Origin of the sequence: Bradyrhizobium sp. BR 1433 (assembly GCF_051547665.1) — a bacterium.
GTDB lineage: Bacteria > Pseudomonadota > Alphaproteobacteria > Rhizobiales > Xanthobacteraceae > Bradyrhizobium > Bradyrhizobium australafricanum.
In genome coordinates, this window is the sequence record NZ_JBPUGG010000001.1 from 3,248,314 (window position 1) to 3,259,894 (window position 11,581).

The 11,581-nt window shown below is 61.0% G+C and carries 14 protein-coding genes and 3 pseudogenes; 11 read left to right on the forward strand and 6 right to left on the reverse strand.

All coding sequences use genetic code 11. From position 1 onward, the window contains the following. Positions 1-275 precede the first annotated feature (275 nt). The 8 genes and pseudogenes from ACSKB9_RS16030 to tnpC all read left to right on the forward strand — a co-directional run bounded on the left by ACSKB9_RS16030 (position 276) and on the right by tnpC (position 5,297). The gene (locus tag ACSKB9_RS16030; protein WP_438074200.1) at positions 276-671 is read left to right on the forward strand and encodes a transposase; all 396 of its coding nucleotides are present in this window, start codon (positions 276-278) and stop codon (positions 669-671) included. A gap of 28 nt (positions 672-699) precedes the next feature. Next, positions 700-822 (forward strand): IS66 family insertion sequence element accessory protein TnpB, encoded by a 123-nt coding sequence (tnpB, locus tag ACSKB9_RS16035; protein ID WP_438080244.1) that lies wholly within the window; start codon positions 700-702, stop codon positions 820-822. 103 nt (positions 823-925) lie between these two features. Next, a complete protein-coding gene (locus ACSKB9_RS16040; protein ID WP_438074201.1) occupies positions 926-2,164 on the forward strand; it encodes a tyrosine-type recombinase/integrase in 1,239 nt (412 codons plus the stop codon). Then, positions 2,161-2,688: a tyrosine-type recombinase/integrase gene (locus ACSKB9_RS16045; protein ID WP_438074202.1), complete on the forward strand. Its 528-nt coding sequence runs from the start codon at positions 2,161-2,163 to the stop codon at positions 2,686-2,688. Before ACSKB9_RS16040 ends, ACSKB9_RS16045 begins: the two co-directional genes overlap by 4 nt. Positions 2,689-3,089: 401 nt before the next feature. Next, positions 3,090-3,794: a site-specific integrase gene (locus ACSKB9_RS16050; protein WP_438074203.1), complete on the forward strand. Its 705-nt coding sequence runs from the start codon at positions 3,090-3,092 to the stop codon at positions 3,792-3,794. Then, positions 3,721-3,903 carry an IS66 family insertion sequence element accessory protein TnpB gene (tnpB, locus tag ACSKB9_RS16055; RefSeq protein WP_438074204.1) on the forward strand — a complete coding sequence of 61 codons (183 nt, stop codon included), beginning with the start codon at positions 3,721-3,723 and terminating at the stop codon, positions 3,901-3,903. Before ACSKB9_RS16050 ends, tnpB (ACSKB9_RS16055) begins: the two co-directional genes overlap by 74 nt. A gap of 68 nt (positions 3,904-3,971) precedes the next feature. Then, positions 3,972-4,400: a hypothetical protein gene (locus tag ACSKB9_RS16060; protein ID WP_438080643.1), complete on the forward strand. Its 429-nt coding sequence runs from the start codon at positions 3,972-3,974 to the stop codon at positions 4,398-4,400. After that, positions 4,300-5,297: pseudogene (gene tnpC / locus ACSKB9_RS16065) on the forward strand (IS66 family transposase). The gene ACSKB9_RS16060 and the pseudogene tnpC overlap by 101 nt, the downstream one beginning before the upstream one ends. On the opposite strand, the gene ACSKB9_RS16070 reads toward tnpC, so the two are convergent. Genes ACSKB9_RS16070 through ACSKB9_RS16080 form a run of 3 tightly spaced genes read right to left on the reverse strand, consistent with a single transcriptional unit; the run spans position 5,227 to position 6,462 of the window. Next, a complete protein-coding gene (locus tag ACSKB9_RS16070; RefSeq protein ID WP_438080645.1) occupies positions 5,227-5,598 on the reverse strand; it encodes a hypothetical protein in 372 nt (123 codons plus the stop codon). The pseudogene tnpC and the gene ACSKB9_RS16070 overlap by 71 nt on opposite strands. Beyond that, positions 5,595-6,242 carry a recombinase family protein gene (locus ACSKB9_RS16075; RefSeq protein WP_438074205.1) on the reverse strand — a complete coding sequence of 216 codons (648 nt, stop codon included), beginning with the start codon at positions 6,240-6,242 and terminating at the stop codon, positions 5,595-5,597. The genes ACSKB9_RS16070 and ACSKB9_RS16075 overlap by 4 nt, the downstream gene beginning before the upstream one ends. A 58-nt stretch (positions 6,243-6,300) precedes the next feature. Beyond that, positions 6,301-6,462, reverse strand: a complete 162-nt coding sequence (locus ACSKB9_RS16080; protein WP_438074206.1) for a hypothetical protein — start codon at positions 6,460-6,462, stop codon at positions 6,301-6,303. A 228-nt stretch (positions 6,463-6,690) separates the two neighbouring features. Here ACSKB9_RS16080 and ACSKB9_RS16085 point away from each other — a divergent pair, with 228 nt between their 5' ends. Then, on the forward strand, positions 6,691-7,074 hold the full coding sequence (locus tag ACSKB9_RS16085) for a helix-turn-helix domain-containing protein (RefSeq protein WP_438074207.1): 384 nt from the start codon (positions 6,691-6,693) through the stop codon (positions 7,072-7,074). After that, complete coding sequence (locus tag ACSKB9_RS16090; protein WP_438074208.1) at positions 7,022-7,417, forward strand: hypothetical protein; 396 nt, start codon at positions 7,022-7,024, stop codon at positions 7,415-7,417. The genes ACSKB9_RS16085 and ACSKB9_RS16090 overlap by 53 nt, the downstream gene beginning before the upstream one ends. Before the next feature lie 490 nt (positions 7,418-7,907). Here ACSKB9_RS16090 and ACSKB9_RS16095 read toward each other — a convergent pair whose 3' ends face one another. Together ACSKB9_RS16095 and ectB are read right to left on the reverse strand one after the other, a co-directional pair. Beyond that, entirely contained in the window at positions 7,908-8,165 is a 258-nt protein-coding gene (locus tag ACSKB9_RS16095; protein WP_438074209.1) for a hypothetical protein, read from the reverse strand. Positions 8,166-8,426: 261 nt separating this feature from the next. Next, a complete protein-coding gene (ectB, locus tag ACSKB9_RS16100; protein ID WP_438074210.1) occupies positions 8,427-9,686 on the reverse strand; it encodes a diaminobutyrate--2-oxoglutarate transaminase in 1,260 nt (419 codons plus the stop codon). Between the two features lie 505 nt (positions 9,687-10,191). Here ectB and ACSKB9_RS16105 point away from each other — a divergent pair. After that, a pseudogene (locus tag ACSKB9_RS16105) lies at positions 10,192-11,045 on the forward strand (IS1380 family transposase); the annotation flags it as partial. Positions 11,046-11,205: 160 nt separating this feature from the next. On the opposite strand, the pseudogene ACSKB9_RS16110 reads toward ACSKB9_RS16105, so the two are convergent. After that, positions 11,206-11,535: pseudogene (locus ACSKB9_RS16110) on the reverse strand (transposase); the annotation flags it as partial. Between the last annotated feature and the right edge of the window lie 46 nt (positions 11,536-11,581).

The window sequence follows — 11,581 nt, forward strand, 5'->3', positions numbered from 1 at the left end:
TGTTGAGCGGGATGCGATCCCGTGGGCATTTTTGGTTCCGTCGCGCTCGTTCGGCGATAGATTGAGCAGCAGTTGTTGTCAGCGAGGCGGACGAAGATCCAAGGACCATCCGGCAGAGGATGGATGGATTCGATCTCGCCGTCTTCAGCGGCAAGCCAGAGCGTCTTGGGCGCGACTCCAAGAGCTTTGCGGCATTGCCAAGGTTGAGCCATGGCTCGATCCCGTCCTCCGCGGGCTTGAACACCGGGATGTGGTAGTTCGAGCGCATTGATGTGATGCGCTCGCGGGTCCAGCGATTGCCGTTGCCGGTCTCGAGGCCATTGCGATTGAGGAGGCCGGTAATCAGATCGTCGCTGGCCGAGCGGGCTCGGATCGTCGCCGAAAGTCTGCTGCCCGGCGCTCAGGTGGCGGAGGTGGCGCGCAAGCACGGGGCGACGCGCTGGCAAATTTACGATTGGCGACGACGCTTCCGACAGCGCGGCGAATTGCCGTCGTGCGAGGCTCCGCAGCCGCCGTTCGCGCCGCTGGTCGCGGAGGGGCCGTTTGAGGAGCGTTACGTTCCGACAGTCAAGCTCGAGATTGCGATTGGCGACGTCGTCGTCCGGGCGGACGCGGCGATAGATGGGGAGCAGCTGTCTCGAGTGATCCGCGCGGTGCGGGCGTCACGATGATTGCCCCGGCGCCGAGCTGAAGATTTACATCGCGATGCGGCCCGTCGACTTCCGCTGTGGGCACGATGGGCTTGCTGCGAAGGTGCAGGAGATGCTTGGTCTCGATCCGTTCTTATGTGTCGGACGAGATTATGTGGCCGAGGCGCCCTAACGCCAGCCAGGGCCGGCCACGGCTGGATTCCTCCGCCACATAATATTTTGTGCCCCTCGTGCGGACGCGGGATCCCCCTGCGCCGTAACGCCGGAGGGGCACAATGCTCGAGTTCTATTTTTCGTACCGTGGGGTGCTTAAACGCCTTCGTGACGGGGCGCTCGGCGCCGAGATGGATCGCATCGCGGGGCACTTTTTCTCGCTCGGTTACAAGCAAGCATCCGCTAAGCTTTATCTGAGCCGGATCGCGCGGTTCGGCCGTTTTGCTGCAGCACATTGCGGTTCACGGCCGATCGGCGAAGCTATCGTCGATAGCTATCTATGCACATTCACCACGGACTCACCGCGGATTGCGGCAGTGTCTGCGCTCCAACACGCGCGACGGGTGGCGCCCGACCGATTCATTGCTTCGACGTCCATTGTAGTCGATGATCCGGACGCTCCGCTTTTGCGCTCCTTTTCTGACTATCTGAGCAGGGTACGAGGCCTTGAGCCAAGGTCCCGCGATGGCGTTCTCTTGGGCGCACGGCGCTTTCTGGATTGGCTCCGCCATCGCCATCCTGGCCAAGGCCTCGAGGCGTTGACGGCAGAGCATGTCCTTGCCGCTGTCGAGTATCGGCTGTCGCTCTCGGCGACCTCCGGCACTCGCACGGCGGCGATCTCTCACATCCGAACGTTTCTCCACTTTCTGCATTGGGGTGGCCACCACGAGCAGGATCTGGCTCCCATCGTTCCAAGAACGCCATATTGGCGACTGGCCCATTTACCGCCCCGGCTTTCGTGGGATGATGTTCGCCGCGCCATCGATGCGATCGGCAAGGCGACGCCGATCGACCTTCGCGATCGAGCTGTCCTGTTGTTGCTCGCCACCACAGGCATTCGCAACGGCGAGCTACGCGCTCTTCAGCTCCGGGATATCGGCTGGCGAGCTGGCGAGGTTTTTGTCCGGCGCACCAAGGGCAAGCGTGACCGAGTGGCCCCGCTCATCGAGGAGACCGGCGCCGCGCTCGCCGACTACATCCTGCGGGCTCGACCGAAGGTCGATAGTCAGCATCTGTTCCTGTCCTTCACGCCGCCCGTGGGATCATTCAAGTACGCGTCGTCTGTTTCGAGGATCGTGCGGAAGCGATTGCAGCATGGTGGGATCGAGCTCGGTCGCGCCGGAGGCGCACATCTCCTGCGCCACAGTCTAGCCACCCAGCTCGTGGGGCGACGAAGGCCGATCAACGAGGTCGCCGATCTTCTAGGGCACCGAAGCATCGACACAACGGCGCTGTACGTGAAGGTCGCGGCCTCGCAGCTCGCTGAGGTCGCGCTCCCCTTTCCGGGAGGCGCCGCATGACCGCCTTCGCCGCATTCCTCGACGACAAGGTCGAGCGCTACATCGAGCTGCGCCGCTCCCTCGGCTACGCCTTCAACAAGCAAGCCGGCACGCTGCGGGCTTTCGTTCGCTACGTCGAGCGATCTCAGCTGGGTGCGCCCGCCACCCGGACGATGGCGCTGGACTTCGTCCTGTCGTTCGGTGGCGCCGCCGACAGCCGCGCGGTCCGTCACGGCGTGCTCCGCCAATTCTACGAGTACCTGGTCGTCTACGACCCCCAGACCGAGGTCTTGGAGCGCAAAGCTTTCCCGCGGTCCAGGGCGATTCCGCCGCCGCGCATCCTAAGTGAGGCTGAGCCGACGTCGCTTATCGACGCATGCAGCTTCATTTCGCCAGGGAACCCTCTCAGGGGCCGCACGATGGCGACGCTAATCGGATTGTTGGCCAGCACGGGATTACGATCGGGCGAAGTGGTCAGCCTTGATCGCGGCGACGTCGATCTGACCAACGGGGTCGTCCTCGTCCGTAAAACCAGAGTTCCGTAAAGACCGCCTGATTCCTGTTCACCCAACGACCCAGGCAGCCCTTCGTCGATACGTCCGTGAGCGCGACACCGTGTTTCCCAGGCCCAAAGGCGAGGCCTTCTTCCTCAGCTCGCGAGGCTGCCGTCTGTCGGCGACCGGCCTGCAAAGCAACTTCGCTAAGGCCCGCAAGCTCGCGGGTCTTGACAATGGCAAGCCTCTGCGACCGCACATCTCCGGCACCGGTTCGCGGTGACCAGGCTCGGGCTGTGGCACCAACAGCGCGCAGACGTCCAAGCGCTGCTGCCCTTACTCGCCACCTACCTCGGCCACGCCAACTATAGCGACACAGCCTACTACCTCACCGGCTCGTCGGATCTCCTCGCCATCGCGGCTGAGCGCGCCTTCCTCGACGGAGGCGCGGCATGAACGAACACCTCCTGCTGGCGCCGCTCCTGGAGTCGTACTTTCGTCGCCGGTTGACCAAGCAGCGCAACGCGACCTCCGCGACCTTAGCCAGCTATCGCGATGCCTTGCGCATGCTGATCCTCTTTGCCGCCGCCCATTTGGGGAAGAAGCCGGCGGCGCTGGCCCTTGAGGATCTCGATCGGGACCTTGTTCTCACCTTTCTTGACGAGCTTGAGGAGAAGCGGAACAACTCCGTCGCAACGCGCAACGCCCGACTAGCCGCGATCCGATCCTTCTTCCATCACGTCGCTGCCGCCGATCCCGCCTCGTTCGGCGTCGCCCAACGGGTTCTGACGATCCCCACCAAACGGGCCCACATCGAGGTGACGCATCATCTCACCAACGCCGAGGTGGAGGCCATCATCGCAGCCCTGATCAGACGACGCCCCGCGGCCGGCGCGACCGGGCCTTTCTGCTCTTCTTGGCGAGAACCGGCGCTCGCGTGTCCGAAGCGACCGGCGTCAACGCGAACGACCTTCAGTTGGAGCGAGGACGCCCGCAGGTGCGGGTATGTTGCGTGCAACATAACCGCACAGTGGCGCAGCCTTTGTGTTCCGGTCGAAACGGGCGGACCGGATCAAGATTTTGGTGTGGGATCGAACGGACCTGGCGCTGGTGCACAAACGCCTCAAGGGTTGCAAGTTCGTGTGGCCAAAGATTGAGAACCGCGTGATGCGGATATCGCCGGCGATGTTCACCGCGCTGTTCGAAGGCCTGGATTGGCGATTGGTCCGCCCGGAGGAAGCGCGGCGTCCACAGGTCGCTGGATAAGTGCGGCAGAATGACTCTGTACCGAGTTGGGCACGGTGCCGGCGGCGCAGATGTGCTCGACATGGCGCATGAGCACCGCGACGCTTCGCGACGAGAATGAACGTATGAAGGCGCTTTTAGCGCAAACGCAGGCAGCATTGAGCGAACATCAAGCGGCGCTGGCAACGTCGGAAGAAGCGCTGCGCCGGATGGAGGTCATTCTCGGGAACTACGCCGAGAGAAGTTCGGAGCGAAGTCCGAAAAGCTGCGGCCAGATCAATATCATTTGCCGCTCGAAGACGTGGAGATTGCACAAGGCGTCCTGCACAGGAGAAGGCTGCGGCGGTCATCAGGGGCCGATCGCGTGCTGGATCGGATCAGGACCGTCATCGCAATCGGGGCTGCTTGCCTGCCCATTTGCCGCGGGTAGAGCGGATCCTCGAGCCTGCGAGCACGTTCTGTCCGTGCGGCTGCGGCGCGATGACGAAGATCGGCGAGGACGTCAGCAAGCGTCTTGACGTGATCCCGGCACAATGGCGCGTGGTGGTCACGCGCCGCCGAAATACATCTGCCGCCGCTGCTCCGGCCCTGTCGTGCAGGCGAACGCGCCGGAGCATGTCGTGCCTCGCGGACTACCGACCGAATGCGCAGGTGATCGTGTCCAAGTTTGGCGACCATACGCCGTTTTACCGTCAGGCCGAGAACTATGCGCGCGAGGGGATCCGACTTGATCAGGCGACACTGGGCAATTGGTCAGGCCGCCATCTGCAGCCCGTTGCCGACCACATGCGCCGCCATCTGGCAGCGGCGGATCGCCCGTTCATGGATGAAACGACGGCGCCGGTGCTCGATCCCGGGCGTGGTCAAACGAAGAAGGGCTACTTCTGGGCGATCGTCTCCGACGACCGCGGCCATAGCGGCCCAAGTCCGCCGATCGTGCTGTTCCGATATGCCCCCGGTCACAGCGGCGCCTTCGCTGAGCAGTTCCTGGACGGCTTCAACGGACGCTTCCTGCAATGCGATGCCTATGACGGTTATGATCGGCTGATCGAAGTCGCCCGACCGCAAGGGCCGTGGACGCTCGTACATTGCTGGAGCCATTTGCGCCGGCGCTTCGTCAAATTGGCCCGCAACAGTAAATCTCCGATCGCCGAGGCCGCCGTCCGGCAGATCGCACGGCTCTTCGCCATCGAAGCCATGGTACGCGGTTCACCGCCGGATATCAGGCTGGCCGCGCGCAAGGAACACTCGCTGCCGCTCGTCGAGGCGTTGAGCCGGGGTTCGAGAAACAGCTGTCGATGATCTCCAGCGGCTCGACGCTCGCTGATGACATCCGCTACGCGCTCAATCATTGGCAGGGGCTGACGCGCTTCCTCGATGACGGGCGTCTTGACGCTCGACACCAATCCGGTTGAAAACGCGATCCGGCCGATCTGCTTGACCAGAAAAAACGCGCTCTTCGCCGGTCATGAGGTCGGAGCCGAAAACTGGGCCTTGCTTGGGCCCCGCTATTGTCCATCCATGCGCGGCTGCAGCTGTAGCGCGGGATATATCTTCCATGCCGGAGTACCGGAGTGCGAGCTTGCGACCGCAGCGCTTGCAGCGGATCAGAGCGGCCAGCAGCGCGTTCACGATGCTTGGGCGCGCCGTGATGCCGACTGATGGGAGATTGCTACTGACCATGGTGCGAATCGCCTCGAACTTCTCCCAGCTCATACCCTTCGTGAGTGTTGGGCTTCAGCGTCAGCCATTCGTTTCGCGCCTTGCGGCGGATATTCACGCACACGCCCGCGGCGCCGTATCCCGCCGCCACAGCGTCTTACCATAGGCATAGGCGCCGCCGTGGACCGGGTTCTCAATGATCCGGTGATGGCGGAGTAGTTTGGTCGCCGCCAGGCCGTGTCGCCGTTGGTCTGCTTCACCGGCAGATCGAGATTGTACTCGTGGAGCCAGCAGAGAGCCTGTCGCGCACTGCCCAGTTCCTCGACCTTGCCGAACACCAGCTTGATCGCTTCCTGGACACGCCGATCCGGGTCTTTCTCACAACGGTCGTCGGCCTTCACGAAGCTGACGGGCGCCGTCACAACCAACTCGCCCCGGCGCGCCTTCTCGTAGCGGACCGAGAGCGAATGCTGACGCAACAAATCCAGCTCGTACTCGTTGAGGCTGCCCTTGAGCCCGAGCAGCAGGCGGTCGTTGCCGTGCCTTGGCACATAGATGGTCTCCTGATCGACCAGAACGGTATCCACCACGCGGCGCATCTCGATGAGTTGCTGCCAATCCTGGCTGTTGCGGGCGAAGCGCGAGACCTCACGGGCGCAAACCGCACCAACCTTGCCAAGGCAAACCTCCGCTACCATTCGCTCGAAACCAGGCGTTGTATGCCGCCGGCGGCTGAACGACCGAGGTGATCATCGATCACTTCAATCTCTGACCACCGAGTGCCGTCAGCCGGTCTCGCATGGCGTATTGAAGCGCGCTGCTCTCACGATTGTGCAACACGTGGTGGGCCGAGGATTGACGCACGTAAAGAATCGCCTTGCGCTCCAGATGATGAGGCCTGACCTTGTCAGACATCATGATCGACCTCCTTCACGGGCAGCATTGCTGTCCTCGCAGCATGGTCCAGTGTCCCGAGTCACAAGTTCGCAGGATTAGAGTCGTACTGGAGTCGCATCGCTGTGGCACATCTTGCCGGTAGCAACAATGGAGCATTCAATGGCGCATCGCTTGGCCCCCTTTGGCCCTGACTGATGAGGAGCGGCTCGAGTTGGGGGGCTGGCGGGCCCACGCAAGACGGCCCGAGCCTTGGCACTGCGGGCGCGGATCGTCCTTGCTTGCGCGGAGGGCGCGCAGAACAAGGAGGTGGCGGCCGAGCTCGGGGTCGTCGAGAATATGGTCGGCAAATGGCGCAGACGCTTCGTGCAGAACCGCGTGGATGGCTCGCGCGACGAGCCTGGGTCCGGAGCGCCGCGCACAATCGATGACGCGCGCATCGAAGCGGTGATCGTGTCGACGCTGGAGAGCGTTCCCAAGAACGCCACGCATTGGAGCTCGCGGGGCATGGCGAAGGAAAGCAGCCTGTCGGTCTCAAGCGTGCAGCGCATCTGGCGATGCTTTCGGTTTGCAACCTCATCGCATGGAGACGTTCAAGCTCTCGACCGACCCGGACTTCGTGGCCAAGGTGCGTGATCTGGTCGACCTCTACTTTTCCCCGCCCCAGCATGCCGTCGTCCTGTGTGTGGGCAAGAAGTCCCAAATCCATGCGCTCGACCGCAGCCAGCCCATGTTGCCCATGCGCCCCGATCAACCCGCACGGCGCAGCCATGACTACACGCGCCACGGTACGACCTCGCTATTCGCGGCACTCGACATTGCGACGGGCAAGGTCATTGGAAAATGCTATTCTCGCCACCGCGCCACAGATTTCGAGGCCGCCGTCCTGCGCGGTCTCGATTTTCACCTCATCATGGGACAACTACGCCACGCACAAGGCCCCACTGATCCGCAAGTGGCTCGCCAATGGCCGCGCTAGCATGTCCATCTCACCCCACCAGCTCGTCGTGCCTCAATCATGTCGAGCGTTTCTTCGCGATCATTACGACAAGAAGATCCGACGCGGCATCTATCGCAGCATCCAGGCTCTGCGCGCAGACATTATTGACCCATCAATCATCACAATGCCGGTCCAAAGCCATTCAGGCGGTTGACGCGCTCATGGGTGCCGCTTACAGCGCAGCCGGCGAGCGTTGCGTGGCGATTTCCGTAGCGGTCGCAGCCGGAGACACAACTGCCGACAGCTTGATCGGAAACATTGGCGCGCCTAAATTCGTCGACCGCGACACTATCCCGATGCCGAGATGGGGGCACTTGTGACCAAGCGGCATATCGACTAGCTCCGCGGCTATATCGATACCGGTGTAGACGAAGGAGTGAAACTGATTGTCGATGGACCGACTTCCGGAGCCAAGATTACGACAAGGGCTATTTCATCGGCGGAACGCTCTTCGATCACATCGCGACCGCTATGAAGATCTACAAGGATGAGATCTTCGGGCGGGTGTCCCCGTCGCACGTGCCAAATCGTACGACGAGCCGCCGACGCCATCGACGCGCACGAGTTCGACAACGGTGCCGCCATCCTTACGAGCGACGAAGGTGCCGCGCGCGAATTTTCGCATCCAAGTCGACATGGTCGGCTTCAACGTGCCGATCCCGGTACCGATGGTATTCCATTCGCTTGGTGCATGGAAGGCGTCCTCTTTGGCGACCACCAGATGCATGAGCCGGTGGGGCGTACGATTCTACACTGAAGCTAAAGACGAGCACGACACGCTCGCACCGAAGCCTTCGCCAAGCGAAATTCTGTTCGGCTACATTTCCACGTCGAAACGCCTGGCTGACATCAATCGGAATCCGCAGGCGATTGACTCGAGATTGTCATCAGTCTCGCGCATCAGCGAACCACTCATTTTCCCTGTCCCGGCCGCGTCAGCATCCGCGCCTCTAACATGGTGTGGATGACCGGTTCCGTTAGGTCATTGCTACTCTGGCTGTTTCATTGTCTCAGCTAAAGCTGCATCGAATATATCGATGCCCTGATTTAATGTCTCCAGATCGATCGTGAGCGCAGGTAGAAATTTTATGACCTGATCTCCGGGTCCGCATCGCTCGATAATCAATCCCTTCTCAAATGCTTTCCGTGTCGCTGCCTCTGCGATTTCAGCAAATTGGCAATCAAACCCCAAGGCCATGCCTCGTCCGCGAACCTCAAAACTGTTTCCGTGCTCGAATGCAATGGCCTCAAGCCGGCGGCGCATAACCTCGCCCATGCGCTGCACCCCTTGCGAGAAAGTCCGGCTGCGCCAATAAATGTTTATCGCTGCGGTAGCAGAAACAAGCGCAAGGTTGTTTCCTCGAAACGTAGCTGTGTGTTCACCTGGTCGCCACGCGTCGCGTTCCTCCTTGATCAACAGCATCGACAATGGCAGACCGTACCCACTCAGCGACTTCGACATTGTGACGATATCGGGCGACAATCCTGCGAACTCGAAACTGAAGAATTCGCCTGTGCGGCCGCAACCCATTTGGATATCGTCAACTATGAAAAGGGCGCCAACATCCTTAGATATGGCCTGAATTGATCGCAACCATTCCTTGCCAGCTACATTTATTCCCCCTTCTCCCTGCACTGTTTCGACGATAATGGCAGCTGGAGCATCGATCCCACTGCTCTCGTCCCGCAATACCTTCCGCAGGTAGTCAGCCGGGTCAACAGCTGGCCCGAGATAGCCATCATAGGGCATGAAGGTAGCGCCGGACAACGCGACGCCGCTAGCTTGGCGAAAAAGACGACCACCGGTCACGGAAGCCGCCCCCAAGCTCAGGCCATGATATCCATGCGTGAATGAGATGACGTTCTGACGTCCCGTGATCTTGCGTGAGAGCTTTAAAGCTGCCTCAACGGCATTGGCACCTGTCGGCCCGGTGAACTGAAACCGATAATTCTGCAGTCCCCGTTCGCGAAGTATGACAGAGTCGAAAGTCTCCATGAATTCGCGCTTCGCAGGAGTGGCCATATCAAGCCCGTGTATGATGGCATCCGACGCGAGATACTCAGTAATGGCAGCTTTGATCTCATGATTGTTGTGACCGTAGTTCAGCGCTCCAGCACCGGAAAGGAAGTCAATGACCTCTCGGCCACTATCCGTTAGCATAATTGAACCGCGCGCCCGACTGAAAACATCCGGAAGCGAACGTGAGTACAAGCGGACGTTCGATTCCAACGCTTCGAACGTTCGCATGTTAGCTGGTCCTCCAACTACCTCACCCATCATCCGTCTCCTTGCAAGTAAGTCGTCCACATTAACAAGCACGGGTTTCTCAGATGCGGACTGCGGACATATCGACCCAACTCACGCACGTCATTGCGCGTTGCGACGCACCTTAGAACGCCCCGCGCGTACTTACATGAGAACCGAAAATCGCGGACCTACTAAGACCAGCAGTATCCTAAAGGAGCCGGCGCGATTGGCGCCACACCGGAAAAAGACAGGGCGAATTAAGCCTGCAGTTCCTCAACAGAACGCCAAAAAAGCTCGTCTAGCCCATCTTATTCATGAAGGGCCTGTGCGGTGATGGCGAGTGTGGTGTAAGCCGCTGATGGGGCGCAGGATTCGGTTGCTAACACCAATTCTGCGCTGACATCGAGGCAACCACACCCGCCATGGTCGACGATACGATTCTGCCCTTCATATTTCCCGCAGTCAGGCGCAAGAAGATCACAGCCGCTTTCGATGGTGGGCGGCTGGGCCTCAGCAGCTATCATCGTTCAACGCGCATTACGACGAGCACTGCTTTCTGCCGATTCATGTCTACGATACCGAGCGCAGCCGGCCTGTTGCGGTCGTTCTGTGCCCGGGCAAGGTGCCGGGCGGCCTCGAAGTTCGTGCCCATCTGCGCCGCCTCGTCCGTCACATCCGAAAGCGATGGCCCACGACGCGCATCACCTTCCGCGGCGACACTCATTACGCCCGCCCTGAGGCCATGGAGTTCTGTGAGCAAAACGGCATCGATTACGTCTTCGCCGTGGCCGGGACCAGGCCGCTCGCCATGAAGGTCGAGGAGGTCGCCGACGCGGTCCGCGTCGAACGGGCGATCGAAGGCAAGGCTGTGGTTCGAGACTACACCGAGGTCCGCCACGCCGCCGGTTCCTGGCATCGGGAGCGTCGCGTCGTCGCCCGCATCAAGGCGACCGGGCACGGGCTCGATATCCGTTATGTCGTCACCAGCATGGGCATTGGCTCGGCTCAATGGATCTACGACAGCCTCTATTGCCAACGTGGACAGGCCGAGAACCTGATCAAGCTGCACAAAGTCAGCTCGCTTCCGATCGGACCAGCTGCCGCTCGGCGCTCGCCAATCAGGTCCGCCTTATCCTCAACGCCGCCGCTTATTGGCTCGTCCTCATCGTGCTCGATAAGATCCCGAAACCGCGCGACCTCGCCACCGCCGAGTTCGCAACGATCAGGCTCAGGCTTCTCAAATTCGCCGCTCGCCTCGTCGAGACCACAAGCCGCGTCCGTATCGCCTTCGCCGCAGCCTGTCCCGAAGCCGATCTGTTCCGCGGCCTGGTCGACGCATTCTTGTCTCAACCACCGTGACCAACGGGGCGATGATGCCCCGCTCATCCCCCATCGCTCCTCAAACGCGTTCCCCCACGTCCGACCCAAATCGCGGAAACTCCGCAACCCATCCGCGCAACTCCGCCCCGCAACGCAAATGTGCCACTCTTCATGCTCGCACATCATGAATAAGAAAGAACCCTCTTTTTAAAAGGCTGGCGGCCGTTCGGTGCCCTTTCAAATGTGTGGAATCGATCATGATACGCTCCGGCTTCGGCCCATCCGCCGCCAGGCTGGCGAAGGTCCGGTCGAACACGCCGAGCCGGCTCCAACGGATGAAACGCTTGTAGAGCGTCTTGTGCGGCCGTAGCATCTCGGTACGTCCTTCCACTGCAGGCCGTTGCGGATGACATAGACAATGCCGCTCACGACGCGCCGGTCGTCAACTCTCGGCGCGCCATGCGCCAACGGGAAAACACCGCGATATCCGCGCCGTCTGGCGCTCGCTCAACAGAAACAAATCACCCATCAAAGTCTCCGTATCCGGAGACCTTGAATCACGCATCAATCAAAAT